Source organism: Curtobacterium sp. MWU13-2055, assembly GCF_023242305.1.
In the GTDB taxonomy this organism is placed as follows: domain Bacteria; phylum Actinomycetota; class Actinomycetes; order Actinomycetales; family Microbacteriaceae; genus Curtobacterium.
Map to the genome: position 1 here is coordinate 738,979 of NZ_JALLIO010000001.1, position 17,832 is coordinate 756,810.

Consider the following 17,832-nt stretch of genomic DNA (forward strand, 5'->3'; position numbering starts at 1 on the left):
GCGCGGCCAGCGACCACCCCGACGAGTCTCCGGGCGCGAGCACGCTGCGTGCCCTAGGCTGGTCCACGGTCAAACGACACCCCCCTCAAGGAGAAACTCATGGCCCTGTCCAACGAAGAAGTCCTCGCCGGCCTGGCCGAGCTGATCAACGACGAGACCGGTATCGCCACCGACACCGTCGCCGCCGACAAGTCCTTCACGGACGACCTCGACATCGACTCCATCTCGATGATGACCATCGTGGTCAACGCCGAGGAGAAGTTCGACGTGAAGATCCCGGACGAAGAGGTCAAGAACCTCAAGACCGTGGGCAACGCGGTCGACTACATCGTCAAGGCCCAGGCCTGACACGAGCTTCCTGAGCGCCGCGGCCAGCGGTCACCGTCGGCCGCGGCGCTCATCTTGTTCCCCAACGAAAGAACCGTCGTTCCATGACCAAGAAGACCGTCGTCGTCACCGGGATCGGTGCGATCTCACCCCTCGCCGCGACTGCCCCGGAAACGTGGGACGCGCTGCTCGCCGGCAAGTCCGGCATCACCCGCATCGAGGACCCGCGCTACGCCGAGCTCGAACTCCCCGTGGAGTTCGCCGGCCAGGCACGTCGGTTCCTCACCGACCAGCTCACCCGCCCCGAGTCGAAGCGCCTGGACCCCTCGTCGCAGCTGTCGCTCGTCGCGGCGCGTGAGGCGTGGGCCGACGCCGGCATCGACGCCGAGTCCGTCGTCCCCGAGCGCCTGATCGTCGACTGGGCGACCGGCATCGGCGGCGTGAACACCCTGCTCGACGCCTGGGACACCCTGCGCGAGAAGGGCCCGCGTCGGGTCCTGCCGATGACGGTCCCGATGCTCATGGCGAACGGTCCGGCCGCTGCCATCGAGATGGAGTTCGGCGCCCGTGGCGGCGCCCGCACCTACCTGTCGGCCTGTGCCTCGTCGACCGAGTCCCTGGCCGAGGCGTACCGCCACGTCGCTGACGGAGACGCCGACATCGTCATCACCGGTGGCGCCGAGGCCGCACTGCACCCGCTGCCCCTGGCCGCGTTCGCGGCGATGCAGGCCCTGTCGCGCCGCAACGACTCCCCCGAGACCGCGTCGCGTCCGTACGACGTCACCCGTGACGGCTTCGTCCTCGGTGACGGCGCCGCGGCGCTCATCCTCGAGTCGAAGGAGCACGCCGAGGCCCGCGGTGCGACCATCTACGCCGAGGTCGCCGGCGCCGGCATCACCTCGGACGCGTTCCACATCACGGCACCGGACCCCGAGGGCAGCGCGGCGGCCCGCGCGGTCCTGCAGGCCCTCGACCACGCCGGTGCCAGCCGCGAGGACGTCGTGCACGTCAACGCGCACGCCACCTCGACCCCGGTGGGCGACGTCGCTGAGTACCACGCCATGCGTCGCGTCTTCGGCGACCACCTCGACGACATCGTCGTGTCGGCGACCAAGGCGTCGACGGGGCACCTGCTCGGTGGTGCCGGCGCGATCGAGGCCGCGTTCACGGTCCTCGCGCTGCACAACCGCGTCGCACCGCCGACGATCAACCTCAACGACCAGGACCCGGAGATCGTCATGGACGTCGCGCGCGAGCCGCGCGCGCTCCCCGACGGCGACCTGCTCGCGGTGAGCAACTCGTTCGGCTTCGGCGGCCACAACGCCGTGGTCGCGTTCCGCAGCGTCTGATCCGTCGCACCCTGCCAGGAGGCCCGTCCCGCGTCGTCGGGGCGGGCTTCCGTCGTTCCGTGGCACCGTCCAGTGCCGGGCAGCGCGTCAGCCGACGCGGTGCAGCCAGACGACGGGGTTGCCCTCGGCCGCGTGGCGGAAGGGCTCGAGCTCGTCGTCCCAGGCCTGTCCGAGCGCGAGCCGGAGCTCACGGTGGAGTTCGAGCGCGTTGCTGCCCGCGACCTCCATCGCGTAGCGGACGCGGTCCTCGGGGATGACCATGTTCCCGGTGACGTCGGTCTGCGCGTAGAAGACCCCGAGGTCTGGCGTGTGCATCCAGCGACCGCCGTCGGACTCGGTCGTCGGTTCCTCGGTCACCTCGTAGCGCAGGTGCTCCCAGCCGCGCAGCGCGGAGGCGATCGCGGCACCGGCGCCGACCGCACCGGTCCAGGTGAACTCGGTCCGCCGGGCACCGTCCTGTGCCGGCTGGTCGAGCCACGAGAAGTTCACGGCGCGGTTCATCGCGCGACCTGCTGCCCATTCGACGTGCGGGCAGAGCGCGCGGGGTGAGGAGTGCACGTAGAGCACTCCTGTCGTCGTTCCGTTCACGGTTCCTCCGATACGTCAGGTGCGACTTCCCCATCGACCTGGTGCGGAGGATCCGATCGGCTGCGAGCCACGGAACCATTCGGTATGCGATTGTGATGTCCTGACAGGACACGCCCATTATGCAGCGTTCCGGCTGGGAACGGCAAGGACCCCGCCGAGCGCGGTCCGGTTCAGTGCAGGACGGTGCCCGCAGCGTCGACGGGGTGCCGCTCCCCCGCCGTGATCGGCACGGGCACGCGGTTCTCGGCCGGCGGGATCGGGCAGGCGAACTGGTACGAGAACGCGCAGGGCGGCAGCACGAGCAGGTTCCAGTCGAGCTCGACCGGGCCCACGGTGCCGGGGTCGTCGAGGTACAGGAAGCGGCCCATCGAGTAGGTGCTGCCAGGGTCGTCCTCGGCGAGGGCGCTGGTGGCGTCCTGCACGATGAGCTGCAGCCGCGGAGCACCCCGGAACGCCGCGGACCGGACCGCGACGAACCGCATGGTCGTGCTGCCGACGGCCGTCTCGATGTGCCCGGCGACCGGCAGGGCGTCGCCGGCGGCGTCGAGGACGCTGCCACGGGCCTCCCGGTCGTCGCCCGCACCGGGGTCCAGCGGGACGTACGTGCCGGAACGCACCCAGTCGTCGGACCGGTCGAACCGGGCGATGCGCGCGAAGCGGTGGATCGGCTCCGCCGCGGGGTCCCAGACGCGCAGCGTCGAGCCGGACACGGTGCCCGCGAAGCCGTCGGGGAACCCGACGGCGGACGGGACCACGGCGGTGTCACCGGCGACGAGCACCGTGCCGTCCACCGGGACGCCGTCCACGACGACACCGTCGGTGGCGGCGGCCGTCACCGTGAGGCCGCCGACCTCGGGTGCCCAGGTGCCGGGGACCGGCCACACCGGCTGCGGGTGGTCGACGTGCTGGGCGTTCACGAGAGCCAGCGGGCCACGGGGACTGCGTGCCCAGCGGTCGCGTTCGGCGACGTGGTCGGCGAAGTCGGAGGCGGCGTCCGTCACGCCAGCTCCTGGCGCGGGTAGATGACCTTCTGCACGATGATGATGATCGACGCGGCGACGGGCAGGGCGACCAGGGCGCCGAGGACGCCGCCGATCGTGCCACCGGCCACCGCGGCGATGACCACGAGGGCCCCGGGCACCTGCACGGCACGCGACATGATGCGCGGCGAGATGAGGTACGCCTCGACCTGCATGTAGACGAGGTAGTAGATCGCCGCGGCGAGTGCTGTGGCGGGCGACGCGAAGAGGCAGAGCAACGAGATGACGATCGCGGCGCCGAGGGTGCCGACGAGCGGGATGAGCGAGCCGAGGAACGCGAACGAGGCCAACAGCACGGGCAGCGGCGCACCGATGATGAGCAGGAACACCAGGCTCAGGATGCCGTTGATGAGCGCCTGCGACACCTGGCCGACGACGTACCGACCGACCGCCTGGGTGATCTGCTCGCTGACGTCGATGAAGTTCTCGCGGCGGGACGCTGGCACGAACCGGTACGCCGCACGCTTCATCCCCCGCATCGACGCGAGGAAGTAGAGCATCAGGATGAGGACGATGAGCACGCCGGTGAGCCCCGACAGGATGCCGCTGCCGACCGCCAGGATGCCGCCGCCGACGCTGAGCAGGTTGCCCGGGTTCTCGACGAACGACTGCACCGACTCGAGCGCGTGGTCGATGTCGAACGACCCGGCGAACTGCTTCGACAGGTCTTGCACCCACTGCTGCTTCGAGATGTCGTCGACGACCTCGGGGAAGTTCTGGATCAGGTTCGTCGCCTGCTCGACCAGGATCGGGACGACCGCGAAGACGACCCCGGCGAACGCCGCCAGGACGCCCACGACGACGACGGTGATCGCCGCCCACCGCGGGATGAGCCGCTCGAGGAACGAGACGAGCGGGTCGATGCCGAGCGCGAGGAAGAGCGCGACCCCGATGTAGACGAGGACGGTGCTGAGCTCACCGATGATGGTGCCGGCGAGCAGCGCGACGAGCACACCGATGGCACCCATGAACCCGATGCGGAAGGCGTTGACGCGCACGCCGGTGCCACCACGGTTCACCTGGAACGTGACGTTCGGCGTCGGACCAGCTGCGTCGTGGTCGTCCTCGCGCTTGCGTTTCATCTGCACGTAGGGCGGGCGGGACTTGAACCCGCGAATCGTTCGGTTATGAGCCGACTGCCTTGACCAGCTTGGCTACCGCCCCTCGACGGCCGTCAGGCCACCGGTTCCCCACGATACAGCGCCTCGAACGTCGTGAGCGTGCGGTTGATGTCGTGTGCCTCGATCATGGCCAGACTGCGCTCCCGCATGGCCGTGTACTCCGCTCCCGACGCCGTGAGCACCGCCTCGAGCTTGGCGGCGAGGTCGTGTTCGTCGCCGGGGGCGAACAGGTACCCGTTGCCGTCGATGAGGTGGGGCAGCGCCATCGAGTCGGCCGCGACGACCGGCAGCCCGGACGCCATGGCCTCGAGCGAGGAGATGCTCTGCAGCTCGGCGGTGGAGGGCATCGCGAACACGGTGCCGTTCGTCAGGGCGGTGCGCTTGACCTCGTCCGAGACGAACCCGAGGAACCGGACGCGGTCCTCGAGCCCGAGCTCCTTCGCCAGGGCGGTCAGCTTCGGGATCATCTCGCCGTCGCCGACGATCGTCAGGGTCGCCGCGAGCGAACCGGGCAGCAGCGCCACGGCCCGCACCAGCACGTCGAGGTTCTTCTCCGGCGCCACGCGGCCGACGAACACGATGTCGTTGTTGACCGGACGGCACTCGCGCGCGACGTACCGCGACGCGTCGATCCCGCACGAGATCGCGAGCACCCGCTGCCCGGCGATGGCCTTGCGCAGGTAGTCGGCGGCCAGGTTCGTCGGCGTCGTGATGGTGTCGGCGAGCCGGTAGGTCTTCGCGGCGTCGCTCCACGCGATCTTCAGCGCGATGGGCAGCGTCCACTTGCCGAACGGCGTGTACTCGAGCAGGTTCTCGGGCATGAAGTGGTTCGTCGCGATGACCCGGATGCCGCGCGCGTTCGCCTCGGGGACGATCCCGCGACCGATGACGACGTGCGACTGGATGTGCAGGACGTCGGGCTTCACGGCGTCGAGGATCGGGCCGGTCCACTTCTTGACGCTCCACGGCCACACGAACCGGAGCCAGGCGTGCAGCGGCCACTTGTACGACTTCAGGCGGTGCACGACGAGGGTCACGCCCTGGTGCTCCTCGTCGAAGGTGCCGTAGTTGCGGCTCGAGGCCGGGGCGACGACGTGGACCTCGTGCCCGCGCTCGGCCAGGCCGACGGCGAGCTGCTCGGCGAAGGTGGCGGCGCCGTTGACGTCCGGCGGGAAGGTGTCCGCGGCGATCAGGATGCGCAAGGGTCGGTGTCCGCCCGTCGCACCCGTCGGTTCGGCGGTGGCGGTGGTGACGTCTCCTGACACGGCTGGCGTCGTCCTCTCGTGGGCGATTGCTGGTCGGACTGCCGACGGTACCGCACCTGGTTTAGCGGCCGCGTCAGCCGCGCGGAGGACCCCGTGCTACCGCAGGGTGACGGGACGACGGCGCTGCGCCGCGCCCGTCCGCGGTCAGGCGCGGGTCTGCGGGTGGTGCTTGGCGAGCAGGAACACCCCGGTGATGGCGATGCCGGCCGCGACCACGAACCCGGCGACCGCACCCCACGGTGCCCCGGACGCCTCGTCGAGCACGACCACGCCGATCCCGACGGCGACGATCGGGTCGATCACGGTCAGCCCCGCGATGACGAGGTCCGCCGAACCGGCCGAGTACGCGTTCTGCACGAAGTACCCGCCGAGCGACGCCGCGACGACCACCCCGATGATCGCCAGGACCGTCAACCAGTCGAACGTGCCGTTCACGAACCGGTTCAGCACGACCTTGGCGAGCGTCGCGACGAACCCGTAGAGGATGCCCGCGCCGACGATGTAGTAGAGCGCGCTCTTGTGCTTGGCCACGAGTCGGAACGACACCAGCACCAGCACGAGCACCACCGCCAGGATGATCAGGACGGTCACCAGCTGCTGCCGGGTGATCGCGCTCTCGTGGCCGACGAACGCCGCGATGCCGACGAAGATCGCGACACCGATGATGCAGGTCCACACCGCACGCTTCGCCCGACGGCCCAGCGGCACGCCCGACGACCGGGAGGAGAACCACGTGGTGATCACGAGCGCGACCGCCCCGAGCGGCTGCACGACGATCAGCGGCGCGTACGTGATGCTGATGAGCTGCAGCACGACGGCGATGCCGAGCATGAGCGTGCCGAGCACCCAGTAGCCGCTCGAGACCAGCCCGACGACGTGCCGGACGCTCAGTCCCTTCGACTGCCGCCCCAGCCGCGCCTCGACCCGCTGCACACCACGACTCTGGAACTGCGCTCCCAGCGACAGGAACACCGCACCGATGAGCGCGACGGGGATCATGAGGGCCTGGAACGGCGTCAGGTTCACTGCGTCGGGCAGCTGGAGGTCCGTCGTCACGCGTCGAGGCTACCGTCCACCGCCGGATAACCTGGGTGAATGGCCGTTCTCCCGATCCGCATCACCGGCGAACCCGTCCTGCACGAGCGTGCAGCCGAGGTCACCGAGTTCGATGACGACCTCCGTTCCCTCGTCGCCGACATGTTCGAGACCATGGACCTCGCCCCCGGCGTCGGGCTGGCCGGACCCCAGGTCGGCGTCGGCAAGCGCCTGTTCGTGTACTCGTACACCGACGACGACGAAGTACTGCACCGCGCCGCCGCCGTGAACCCGGTGCTCTGGATCAGCCCGCTGGTCCCCGAGTCGGTCGACGAGCTCGACGAGGACGACGAGTCCGAGGGCTGCCTGTCCGTGCCGGGTGAGCGCTTCCCGCTCCGACGCTCCGGCAGCGCGCTGCTCCGGGCGTTCGACGAGCACGGCGAACCGTTCGAGGTCCGGGCCGACGGCTGGCTCGCGCGCATCTTCCAGCACGAGTACGACCACCTGGACGGCTGGCTCTACGCCGACCGCCTGGTGCACCCCTACGCCAAGCAGGTCACCAAGGCCATCCGCAAGAACAGCTGGGGCGGCCCCGGCCAGTCGTGGCTACCGGGTCGCGACCACCCCGAGGGCTGACGGGTCGGTCCGGCCCGCGCGTCGCCTGCCGTGGTCGGCTGACGGCCGGGAGGCCCGGCTCAGCTCCGGTACGTCGACAGCGCGTCGCGCAGGTGGTCGGTCTCGGGGTGTCCCGGGCAGTACTGCAGGAGGCCGGCGGCGACGTGCGCTGCGCCGTCGTCGGCCACGGCCGACGTCCACGGGTCCGTGCCGGTCACGGCGCAGGTGCTCGCGAGCTCGACGAGGGTGGCGTCACCCCGGGTCGCGTCGACCGCGGCCTGCTGCTGCGTCGACGGCACGGAGCCCGTGAGCCGCTTCGCGGTGCACGAGGTCCGCTCGTCCTCCCACACCGCCGAGTACGTCGTGTAGGTCTCGCGGTCGCCGTCGTCGCACACGAAGGCGAACACCACCGGCGAAGCACCCGACCCGAGCCCGGTCTCCGAGCTCGTGGGCTCCTCTGACGAGTCGGTGTCGGGTCCGGCTCCGCTGCACCCGACCAGCACGGGCGCGATGACCGCCGCGAGCAGCACGCCGAGGAACACGGCGCGGGGCGGACGGGATCGGTGCACCTGTGAACGCTAACAGCAACTGCCCGGCAGGACCCGCACGGTCGCTGCTGCGATGATGGTCGGGCACGCCCCGCCCTGGAGGTCCTCATCCCCCGCCTGCACTCCCGCCCCGTTCGCGTCGCCGCCCTCGTGGTCGTCGCCGTGGCTGCCCTGTTCGTCGCCTTCTGGCACCTCGGCCGCCCGACCATCGTCAACGACGAGTTCGTCTACCTCCGGGCGAGCTGGGCGTACGTGCACGGCAGCTTCTCGCTCAACCTCGAGCACCCGCCGACGGCGAAGTACCTGTACGGCATCGCGCAGCTCGTCGTCGGACAGGGGCCGCTCGGGCCCCGCCTGGTCGCCGCGACCGCGATGCTCGGCACCGGCGTGGTCCTGTTCGTCTGGTTGCGCCGCGAGGTCGGCTTCTGGACGGGACTCCTCGCCGCCGGTGCGTGGTGGCTGACGCCGCGCGGTTCCGGCGCCTCCTGGGCCGAGGCCGGTTCGGTGATCGGTGCGCGGATCGACCGCTTCGCGATGCTCGAGCCCCTCATGGTCTTCTTCGCGGTCGCCTCGCTCGCCGCCGCCTGGACCTGGATGCGGACCGGCAACCGGTGGTGGATCGCGGCAGCAGGGGCGCTGCTCGCGATGTCCGTCACGTCCAAGGTCTCGACCGCCGTGCTCGTGCTCGCGATCGGCGCCCTGCCGCTGCTGTTCCGCCGCTGGCGTGACCTGGGCGTGGGCGCACTGTACGGCGGCGTCGCGTTCGTGGTGGTCTTCGTGCTCCTGTACCTGCCGGTCGGGCTGTTCACCGCCATCGGGCACATGCTGAAGTTCCAGGCACAGCAGAACGCGCACGGACACCCGACGACGATCCTCGGCACGATCTACCCCCAGGCACCGTGGTGGGCGAACTTCGCGTTCCTGGCGGCGGGCACCGGCTGGTTGCTGCTCGCGGTGCTGGTCATCGGCGTCGTGTGCGCGGTGGCGATCCGGCCGGACCGGCTCGTCGCGTTCCTCGGCATCGCGCTCGGTGTCTTCCTCGTCTTCTACGTCATCGTCGCGAACGTCTCGCTCCCGTACTACTACGACGCCTGGATGCCGCTGATCATCGCCCTGGCCGCCATCGGGTACGGCCGACTGGCCTCGGTGCGGCCACCCGTCGGACGCATCGTGGCGGCCGTCCTCGTCGCCTGCCTGCTCGTGCCGGCCGTGCGACTCGGGGTCGCGGTGGCGCAGTCCCGCCCGAGCGGCATCGCCCTGCTCTCCGACGCCCTGCACGTGCGCGGCAAGGACTCCGAGGGCGTGCTGTTCGCCCGCTTCAGTGCGAACACCTGGCGCATCTACCTGCCCGACCGGGGCACGCAGAAGCCGCAGTACGGACCGTTCGACGCGATCGTGGTCGGCCACGACGACCGTCGGGCCATGCCCCACCAGGTCACGGAGTTCCTTTCCGAGTACGCCGATCAGCTCGACCATTTCCGGCTCGACTACCTCGACGTCTACGTGCCGAAGACCGGCACGATCGACGACAACAACCGCGACGGCACGCTGCACATCGAGCCGAGCACCCCCGCCTCCTGACCGGCGCGGCCGTGCGGCGCGCGGCCGTGCGGCGGGCGGCCGTGGGCATCGCCCCGGGAACGCAAAAGGCCCGGATCCGTGAGGATCCGGGCCAGACGCTCCCCGAGTTGGACTCGAACCAACAACCTGCCGGTTAACAGCCGGCTGCTCTGCCAATTGAGCTATCGAGGATCACTGTCCGCTGGCGAATGTCGTGCGAACAACGGGTAACAGCATAGCAGCACCGCGGCGCCCCTCACCGCATCGGACACGCCGCCCGGGCGCGCCGCGCTGTGGCCCCCGGTGCAGCGCTGCTCCTCAGTACCCGGCGACCGGGTCGACGACGCCGACGAAGCCCTCGCCGCTGCCGTCGAGGAACGCTGTGGTGTTGAGTCGCACCCGCTCGGCGAGCAGCGGCGCGACCATCTCCGGGGTGTCCGCCTGGTGCGGCGTGATGACCGCGCCGGGCTCGGACCACAGCGGGTGGCCGTCGGGCAACGGCTCGGGGTCGGTGACGTCGAGCCCTGCGGCGGCGATCGCACCGGTGCGCAGGGCCTCGACCAGGGCGTCGGTGTCGACGAGTCCCCCGCGGGCGATGTTGACGAGCCGGGCGGACGGCTTCATGAGCGCGAACTGCCGCTCGCCGAAGAGCTTCGCGGTGCCCGAGGTCATGGCTGCTGCGATCATCACGACGTCGGCGTCGGGCACGACCTCGTCGAGCTGGTCGGTGGTGACGGTGCGCGATGCGCCGGCGACCGGGTCGGCGGAGCGACGCACCACGGTGACGTCGACGTCGAACGGGGCGAGCAGGCGGATGTACTCGAGCGCGATCCCGCCGGCGCCGATCACGACGACGTTCCGGCCGTAGAGCGACACACCCTCGGGCTCGGTGGCCCACGAGTGTGCACGGGCACGCTTCTGCAGGACCCGCAGCGTCCCGAGCGTCAGCGCCAGGGCGTGCTCGGCGACGGGCTCCGCGTACGCGCCCTTCGCCGAGGTGAAGAGCACGCGGTCCCCGTGCTCCTGGATGAGGTGTGCGAAGGCGTCGACCCCGGCGAACGGCAGCTGCACCCAGCCGATCCCCGGTGCGGCGTCGAGCGCGTCGGCGAGGCCAGACGGGTCGCGGGGGTCCAGCCAGACGAGCCCGCGGGTGTCCGCGTCGAGCGACGCGACGGTCCCGCCGGCCTCGGTCACCGCGGTGACGTGCAGGTCGGTCGGCTCCGGCAGCACGGCGACGGGGCCGGACTGCGGTGCGTCGATCGGCAGCGGGGCGCCGGAGGTGGGGACGACGGCGCGGTGGCCTCGGGTGGCGGTGCTCACGGGTTCTCCTGTCGGTCCGTGCGGGGGCCGGTGCCGGCGGCGACCGGTCGGCGTGGCGCCGTCGAGCGGCGCGGGGCGGTGGGTGCCGGGCGACGCTTCACGCCGCGGGCCGCGGTCGCGGCCAGGGTCTTGACGTAGGGGTCGACGGGGTTGTCGAGGACCTCGTCGAAGGTGCCGAGGCCGACCAGCCGGGCATCGGCCATCACGGCGACGCGGTCGGCCAGGGCGCCGGCTTCGCGCAGGTCGCTGGACACCACGACGGCGGAGAACTGCCGGTTGCGTTGCAGGGTCGCCAGGGCCTCGAGCACCGACTGGCGCACGAGCACGTCGACGCCGCGGGCGGGTTCGTCGGCGACCAGGAGCTGGGGTTCGAGCACGAGGGCCCGCGCCAGGGCGACACGCTGCCGCTGCCCGCTGGAGAGCTCCCAGGTGTTCAGCCGCATCACGCCGAGCGGCAGGTGCACGGCGTCGACCAGGCGCGCGACGATCAGACCCGCTTCCTTGCGGTCGAAGCGGCGGTCGCGCTGGTAGATCGGTTCGGCGATGGCCTCGCCGACGGTGAGGTCCGGGCTGAGCCGGTCGGCGCCGTCCTGCGGCAGGTAGCCGATCCGGCCGCTCAGCCGCTCGAGCTTGCGGGACGAACCGCGCAGTCCGCGGGTCTTCTGGCCGAGGACGGTCAGTTCGCCCCCGACGATGTGCCGGCGCAGCGCACCGTCACCCTCGCCGTGCGACCCGAGCTGCCCCGCGATCGCGGCGGCGAAGGTCGACTTGCCCGACCCCGACTCTCCGAGCAGTGCGAGGATCTCGCCCTGCCGCACCGTCAGGCTGACCCCGTCGACCGCTCGGATCGACTCGGACCCCCGTCCGCCCCGGTACTCGATCGACACGTCGTCCGCGACGACCGCCGGTCCGTTGACCGCGATCATGGGTCCCCTTCCACGCCGCCCCCTGGCGGCGGTTCGCGACGGGCCGCGCTGGCAGGACCGTCGTGCGTACAGCTGTGGAGGCGACCATCCAGGAGGCCCGGCCTGCGTCGACGACGCTGGACGGGCCTCCTGGGCGGGTCGCGCCGGGTCGGGACCAGACGCGGGTCGCATCGGGTCAGGACCCGACGTTCTCCAGTTGCTCCAGCGTACGCCGTCGCTCGGCCTGCTCCGCAGGGTCCGGCACCGGGAGCGACGCCAGCAGGCGCTGCGTGTACGGGTGATGCGGCGCACCGAGGACCTGCGCCGTCGTGCCCACCTCGACCAGGTCGCCGCGGTACAGCACCGCGATCCGGTCGGACAGCGCGCCCACGACCGCCAGGTCGTGGCTGATGAACAGCGACGCGAAGCCCAGGTCCTGCTGGAGCTCGAGGAAGAGCTCGAGCACGCGGGCCTGCACCGACACGTCGAGCGCACTCGTCGGCTCGTCGGCGATGAGCAGCTTCGGCCGGAGCGCGAGCGACCGGGCGAGCGAGGCGCGCTGGCGCTGCCCACCGGAGAGCTCGTGCGGGTAGCGGTCCCCGTACGCCTTCGGCAGCTGGACCGCCTCGAGGAGTTCGTCGACACGCTTACGGGCCGCACGCGGGCTCGACACCTCCTTGTGGACGACCAGCGGCTCGGCGACGCACTCGGCGATCGTGAGCAGCGGGTTGAACGACGTCGCCGGGTCCTGGAACACGAACCCGATGTCCTTGCGCAGGTGCTTGAAGTCGCGCTCCCGGTAGCCGAGCATCTCGGCGCCCAGGACCTTCAGCGAGCCGCCGGTGACCTTCGTCAGCCCGGCCATGGCGCGACCGATCGTGGTCTTGCCGGAGCCGGACTCCCCCACCAGGCCGAGGACCTCGCCGGGACGGATCGCCAGGTCGACGCCCTTCACGGCGCGGAACGCGGGCGAACCGAGGCGTCCGGGGTACTCGATCTCGAGCCCCTTCGCCTCGACCAGCGGGGTGACGTCCTCGGTGATCGCGGCGCGGCGGGCGGTGCCCGTCGACGCCTCGAGCCGGGGCACCGCGGCGAGCAGCCGCTTCGTGTAGTCGGCCTGCGGACGCGCGAACAGGTCCGTCGCCGAGGCCTCTTCGACGATCTCGCCCTGGTACATCACGGCGACGCGGTCGGCCAGGTCGGCCACCACACCCATGTTGTGCGTGATGATCACGATCGCCGTGCCGAACTCGTCGCGGCAGCGGCGGAGCAGGTCGAGGATCTCGGCCTGCACCGTGACGTCGAGCGCCGTGGTCGGCTCGTCGGCGATGATCACCGACGGCTCGAGGGCCAGGGCACTCGCGATGACGACACGCTGCTTCTGGCCACCGGAGAACTGGTGCGGGTAGTGGTCGACGCGGGTCTCGGGGTCGGGGATGCCGACGCGGCCGAGGTAGTCGATGGCCTTCGCCCGCGCCTCCTTCTTGGACATGCCGCCGTGGGCGCGGAGCCCCTCGGCGATCTGCCACCCGACCGTGAAGACCGGGTTGAGGGCGGTCGACGGCTCCTGGAAGACCATCGCCCCCGCCGTGCCGCGCAGGCTGCGGAGCTTCTGCGCGCCGACGGTGACGACGTCGGTGCCGTCGAGCAGCACCGCGCCGCCGAGCGTCGCCGTCTCGGGCATGAGCCGGAGCATGGCGCGCGCTGTGACGGACTTGCCGGAGCCGGACTCGCCGACCAGGGCGAGGACCTCGCCGGGGCGGACGTCGAGGCTGACACCCTTCACCGCGTCGACGGCGCCGCCGTCGGTGGCGAAGGTGACGGTGAGGTCGTCGACGACGACCACGGGTGCGTTCTCGGTGTCGGTCGTCATGCGCCCGATCCTTCCGCGGTGGCCGTGTTGCGCGCGTCGCGCGTGGACACCAGCTGCTTCAGCCGTCGGCGCGCACGCAGACGGGGGTCGGAGATGTCGTTGAGGCTCTCACCGATGAACGTCACACCGAGCACGAGCACCACGATCGCGACACCCGGGTAGACACCGGTCCACCAGACACCGCTCGCGACGTCGGACAGCGCTCGGCTGAGGTCGTAGCCCCACTCGGCGCCGGACGTCGGCCCGATGCCGAACCCGAGGAAGCCGAGGCCGGCCAGGGTCAGGATCGCGTCGCTGGCGTTGAGCGTCAGGATGAGCGGCAGGGACCTGGTCGAGTTCCGCAGCACGTGCCGGGTCATGATGCGCCACGGGTTCGTGCCCATCACGCGTGCCGACTCGACGAACGCGTCGTTCTTCAGGCGCACGGCCTCGGCACGGACCACCCGGAAGTACTGCGGCACGTAGACGACGGTGATCGAGATCGCCGCCGCGATGATGCCGCCCGAGTAGCTCGAGTTGCCGCCGGAGATCACGATCGACACGACGATCGCCAGCAGCAGCGAGGGGAACGCGTAGATCGCGTCGGCGACCACGACGAGGACACGGTCGAGCCAGCCGCCCAGGTAGCCGGAGACCAGCCCGAGCAGCACGCCGACGATGATCGACACGACGACCGCGACGATCACGACGAGGACCGCGGTCCGGGCGCCGTAGACCACCCGGCTGAACACGTCGAACCCGCCGACGGTGGTGCCCCAGATGTGCTCGGCGCTCGGTGCGCCGGTGCGCGGGAAGCTCTCGCCGTCCGCGCCCTGCAGCTGGCCGAAGCCGTACGGGGCCAGCAGCGGCGCGAAGACCGCGACGAGCAGGTACAGGGCGCAGATGACCACGCCGACGATGAGCATGGCGCGCTGCCAGCCGGTGCTCTTGCGGAGCTGGACCACCACGGGCAGCCGCTTCCAGAGCGGCTCGTGGCGGTCGACGAGGGTGGTGTCGGCCATCGTCAGAACCTCACTCTCGGATCGATCAGGGCGGCGACGACGTCGACGATGAAGTTGGTCACCGCGACGATCACCGCCAGCATCGCGACGATGCCCTGGACCGCGACGAAGTCACGGGCCGACAGGTACTGGTTGAGCTCGAAGCCCAGGCCGCGCCAGCCGAAGGTGGTCTCGGTCAGGACCGAACCGCCCAACAGCATCGCGATCTGCAGGCCCATCACGGTGATGATCGGCACGAGGGCGGGGCGGAACGCGTGCGTCCGCACCAGCCGCGACTCGCGGACACCGCGGGAGCGGGCCGCGTCGACGTACTCGGAGCCGAGCGACCCGATCATGTTCGCGCGCACCAGGCGCAGGAAGATGCCGGCGGTCAGCAGTCCGAGGGTCAGCGCCGGCAGGACGGCGTGCTGCAGCACGTCGCCGATGACCGCCGCGTTGCCGGTCCGGAGCGCGTCGATGATGTAGATGCCGCTCGCGCCGGGGATGCCGTCGAGGATGAGCTCCACCCTGGTCGACGCGCGGTCGCCGAGCGGCAGCCAGCCGAGCCACACCGAGAAGACGAGCTTGAGCAGCAGGCCGCCGAAGAACACGGGGGTCGCGTACGTCAGGATCGCGAGGGCACGGAGCAGCACGTCGGGCCACTTGTCGCGCGTGTACGCGGCCAGCATGCCGAGCGGGATGCCGAGCACGAGCGCGACGACGAGGGCGTAGAAGACGAGCTCGGCGGTCGCGCCGCCGTACTGCAGGATGATCTCGGTGATCGGCCGGTTGTCGGTCGACGCGTTGCCGAAGTCACCGCGCAGGATGCCGCCGAGGTACTCGAAGTACTGCACGAGCACGGGACGGTCGTACCCGGCGGCGTGCAGGCGTTCCTGCAGCTGCGTCGGGGTGAGTCGGCCGCCGACCGACGCGGTGATCGGGTTCCCGATGACGCGCATCAGGAAGAACACGAGCGTCACCAGGATGAAGACGGTCGGGATGATGAGGAGGAACCTGACGAGGACGTACCGGCCGAGTCCGCCGCCACTGCTCTTGGCACGACGTTGTGCCTGTGGCTTGGTCGGATCGGTGCCGTTCACGTCCTGGGTCGACTCTGGGGTGCTCAGGGTCACGGGGAGGGGTGCCTTTCATGCCGGTGCGCAGGCACGCGGGCGTTCCTCGTGGGAACGCCCGCGGCCTGCGCGAGGGGCGTGGTGCTACTTGCTGAGGGTGGCGTACCGGAACTTGAACGAGGCGTCGAGGGTCAGGCCCTTGACGTCCTTGCCGGCGACGGCGACGGACTTGCCCTGCAGCAGGGGCAGCGTCGAGATCTGCGATGCCTCGCGCTCCTGGGCCTGCTCGATCAGGTCGGCACGCTTGTCCGGGTCGGACTCCGCCTGCTCCTTCGCGATGAGGTCCTGGATGACCGAGTCGTCGTAGTGGTTCTGGACGAAGTTCTCCTTGGTGAAGAACGGCGACAGGTAGTTGTCGGCGTCGGAGAAGTCCGGGAACCAGCCGAGCTGGTACTCCGGGTACGCGTCCTTCGTGCGCTCCTGGGCGTAGGTCGTGTAGACCGTCGACTGGATGTTGACGGTGAACAGGCCCGAGTCCTCGAGCTGCGTCTTCAGCAGCGCGTACTCGTCGTCCGACGCCGAACCGTAGTGGTCGGGCGCGTACTGGATGTCGAGCTGCACCTTGCCGGAGACACCGGCGTCGGCGAGGGTCTTCTTCGCCTTGTCGACGTCGGGGCCACCGTCGCCGTCGCCGTACATCTCCTTGAACGGCTGGACCGCACCGGTGAGGCCGTCCGGCACCATCGAGTACAGCGGCGTGAAGGTGTCGTTGTAGACCTCCTTCGCCAGGGCGGCGCGGTCGACCACGTCAGCGGCGGCCTGGCGCACGGCGAGGGCCTTCGCCTCGTCGGCGTCGTCCTGACCGGTACCGAACGGCTGCGTCTTGAAGTTGAAGACCACGTAGCGGATCTCGCCGCCGGGGCCGTCGGTGACCTTGAGCTTGTCGTCCTTGCGCAGGTCCGAGATGTCGGTCGGCGTCAGGGAGCGGTACGCAACGTCGACGTCGCCCTGCTGCACGGCGAGCTTGAGGTCGGTCTCCTTGGTGTAGTAGTTGGCCGTCACCTCGGAGGTCTTCGCCTTGCCGAGCAGGCCGTCGTACTTCGGGTTCGTCTTGTACTGGATCAGCTGGTTCTCCTTGTAGGAGCTGATCTGGTACTGCCCGGCGAACGCCTTGCCCTTGACGATGTCGTCGGCGCTGGTGAGCTTCGTCGCGCTGAAGACGTCCTCGTCGACGATCGGGCCGGCGGGGCTCGAGAGCACCTGCGGCCAGGTCTGGTCGGCGTGGTCGAGGTTGAACACCACGGTCGTGTCGTCCGGGGTGTCGATGCTCTTGAGGTTGGCGAGCAGCGACTGCGGGCCGTTCTCGTTGTTGATCTTGAGTTCACGGTCGAACGAGAACTTCACGTCGCTCGAGGTGAGCTTGTTGCCGTTCGCGAACTCGAGGCCGTCCTTGAGGGTGACCTCGTACGTGGTCGGGCTCGTGAACTCCGCCTTCGTGGCGATGTCCGGCTCGACGTCCGGGCTGCCCACGGGCGTGTTCATCAGGAACGGGAAGACCTGGTTCTGCACGGCGAAGGAGCCGTTGTCGTAGGAGCCGGCGGGGTCGAGGGACGTGATCTTGTCCGTCGTCCCGATGCTCAGGCCGTTCAGCTCGGTGTCGCTCACGCTGCTGCTCGCGCAGCCGGTCAGCACCAGCGCCGTCGCTGCTGCTCCGGCGCCGAGCGCGATGCCGCGCCTGCCCCACGTGCCTGTGTGCTTCTTGAACACGGATGCCATGTTCGATGCCTCTCTTGAAGATGGGTGCAAGTGTCCTGACCGGCGGGTGGTACGTCTGTGTGCCCGGCCAGGAACGCTCATTGGTATCACCCTGTCACGGAACAGATCGAACCGGGAGCGATTTGTTTACACCGCTGTAATGCAAGCACCCGTCGCGTGATGCATCATTCGTGCGCATCGACCCGGCGCGCCGCACACGAAAGTTGCGCGCTGCAACCTGGGTGGTCCGGGGCTCGCCGACCGGTCACGACACACCGCCCGTCCCACCCCGAGCGGTCACGTCCCGTCGGCCGGACGCCGGCCAGCCGACGCCTTGCGACCACTCGACCACTCGACGCCCGACACGCGGCACGTCGTGCGGCCACACCGTCGGCCTGGAGGCTCGCCCCACGTCGGCCCCGTCCCTCGCCCCCGCCGACCGGTCACGACACACCGCCCGTCCCACCCCGAGCGGTCA

At 70.4% G+C, this 17,832-nt stretch carries 16 protein-coding genes and 2 tRNA genes; 4 read left to right on the forward strand and 14 right to left on the reverse strand.

Annotation, left to right across the window (positions count from 1 at the left end; genetic code table 11):
• The first annotated feature begins 99 nt into the window (after positions 1–99).
• Positions 100–348 carry an acyl carrier protein gene (locus M4960_RS03390; protein WP_017886710.1) on the forward strand — a complete coding sequence of 83 codons (249 nt, stop codon included), beginning with the start codon at positions 100–102 and terminating at the stop codon, positions 346–348.
• A gap of 83 nt (positions 349–431) precedes the next feature.
• Entirely contained in the window at positions 432–1,676 is a 1,245-nt protein-coding gene (locus tag M4960_RS03395) for a beta-ketoacyl synthase (protein WP_123292578.1), read from the forward strand.
• 87 nt (positions 1,677–1,763) lie between these two features.
• Here the strand turns inward: M4960_RS03395 and M4960_RS03400 are convergent, their stop codons facing one another.
• The 6 genes from M4960_RS03400 to M4960_RS03425 all read right to left on the reverse strand — a co-directional run bounded on the left by M4960_RS03400 (position 1,764) and on the right by M4960_RS03425 (position 6,746).
• Positions 1,764–2,264: a DUF3145 domain-containing protein gene (locus M4960_RS03400; RefSeq protein ID WP_235035923.1), complete on the reverse strand. Its 501-nt coding sequence runs from the start codon at positions 2,262–2,264 to the stop codon at positions 1,764–1,766.
• Positions 2,265–2,434: 170 nt separating this feature from the next.
• Positions 2,435–3,265, reverse strand: a complete 831-nt coding sequence (locus M4960_RS19585; protein WP_248703451.1) for a DUF1684 domain-containing protein — start codon at positions 3,263–3,265, stop codon at positions 2,435–2,437.
• The gene (locus tag M4960_RS03410) at positions 3,262–4,386 is read right to left on the reverse strand and encodes an AI-2E family transporter (protein WP_185094211.1); all 1,125 of its coding nucleotides are present in this window, start codon (positions 4,384–4,386) and stop codon (positions 3,262–3,264) included. Before M4960_RS03410 ends, M4960_RS19585 begins: the two co-directional genes overlap by 4 nt.
• A gap of 7 nt (positions 4,387–4,393) precedes the next feature.
• A tRNA-Ile gene (locus tag M4960_RS03415) sits at positions 4,394–4,468 on the reverse strand.
• Between the two features lie 10 nt (positions 4,469–4,478).
• A complete protein-coding gene (locus M4960_RS03420) occupies positions 4,479–5,690 on the reverse strand; it encodes a glycosyltransferase (protein WP_248703452.1) in 1,212 nt (403 codons plus the stop codon).
• A 144-nt stretch (positions 5,691–5,834) separates the two neighbouring features.
• Positions 5,835–6,746 carry a DMT family transporter gene (locus M4960_RS03425; RefSeq protein ID WP_181437562.1) on the reverse strand — a complete coding sequence of 304 codons (912 nt, stop codon included), beginning with the start codon at positions 6,744–6,746 and terminating at the stop codon, positions 5,835–5,837.
• Between the two features lie 39 nt (positions 6,747–6,785).
• Between M4960_RS03425 and def the strand changes: the two genes are divergently transcribed.
• Positions 6,786–7,361 carry a peptide deformylase gene (gene def, locus M4960_RS03430; RefSeq protein ID WP_248703453.1) on the forward strand — a complete coding sequence of 192 codons (576 nt, stop codon included), beginning with the start codon at positions 6,786–6,788 and terminating at the stop codon, positions 7,359–7,361.
• 59 nt (positions 7,362–7,420) lie between these two features.
• Here def and M4960_RS03435 read toward each other — a convergent pair whose 3' ends face one another.
• Entirely contained in the window at positions 7,421–7,909 is a 489-nt protein-coding gene (locus tag M4960_RS03435; RefSeq protein ID WP_248703454.1) for a hypothetical protein, read from the reverse strand.
• Between the two features lie 141 nt (positions 7,910–8,050).
• Here M4960_RS03435 and M4960_RS03440 point away from each other — a divergent pair, with 141 nt between their 5' ends.
• Positions 8,051–9,469, forward strand: coding sequence for a glycosyltransferase family 39 protein (locus M4960_RS03440; protein ID WP_248703455.1), 1,419 nt, complete (start codon positions 8,051–8,053; stop codon positions 9,467–9,469).
• Positions 9,470–9,567: 98 nt separating this feature from the next.
• On the opposite strand, the gene M4960_RS03445 is transcribed toward M4960_RS03440, so the two are convergent.
• From M4960_RS03445 to M4960_RS03475, 7 genes are all read right to left on the reverse strand, one after another.
• Positions 9,568–9,640: transfer RNA gene (locus M4960_RS03445), tRNA-Asn, on the reverse strand.
• A gap of 126 nt (positions 9,641–9,766) precedes the next feature.
• Complete coding sequence (locus M4960_RS03450) at positions 9,767–10,768, reverse strand: D-isomer specific 2-hydroxyacid dehydrogenase family protein (protein WP_248703456.1); 1,002 nt, start codon at positions 10,766–10,768, stop codon at positions 9,767–9,769.
• Complete coding sequence (locus tag M4960_RS03455; RefSeq protein WP_123292572.1) at positions 10,765–11,694, reverse strand: ATP-binding cassette domain-containing protein; 930 nt, start codon at positions 11,692–11,694, stop codon at positions 10,765–10,767. The genes M4960_RS03450 and M4960_RS03455 overlap by 4 nt, the downstream gene beginning before the upstream one ends.
• 175 nt (positions 11,695–11,869) lie before the next feature.
• A complete protein-coding gene (locus tag M4960_RS03460) occupies positions 11,870–13,546 on the reverse strand; it encodes an ABC transporter ATP-binding protein (protein ID WP_173168398.1) in 1,677 nt (558 codons plus the stop codon).
• Positions 13,543–14,547, reverse strand: a complete 1,005-nt coding sequence (locus tag M4960_RS03465) for an ABC transporter permease (RefSeq protein WP_123292570.1) — start codon at positions 14,545–14,547, stop codon at positions 13,543–13,545. The genes M4960_RS03460 and M4960_RS03465 overlap by 4 nt, the downstream gene beginning before the upstream one ends.
• A 2-nt stretch (positions 14,548–14,549) precedes the next feature.
• Positions 14,550–15,626, reverse strand: coding sequence for an ABC transporter permease (locus tag M4960_RS03470; protein WP_123292841.1), 1,077 nt, complete (start codon positions 15,624–15,626; stop codon positions 14,550–14,552).
• Positions 15,627–15,743: 117 nt separating this feature from the next.
• Positions 15,744–17,375: an ABC transporter substrate-binding protein gene (locus M4960_RS03475; RefSeq protein ID WP_248703457.1), complete on the reverse strand. Its 1,632-nt coding sequence runs from the start codon at positions 17,373–17,375 to the stop codon at positions 15,744–15,746.
• Positions 17,376–17,832: the final 457 nt, after the last annotated feature.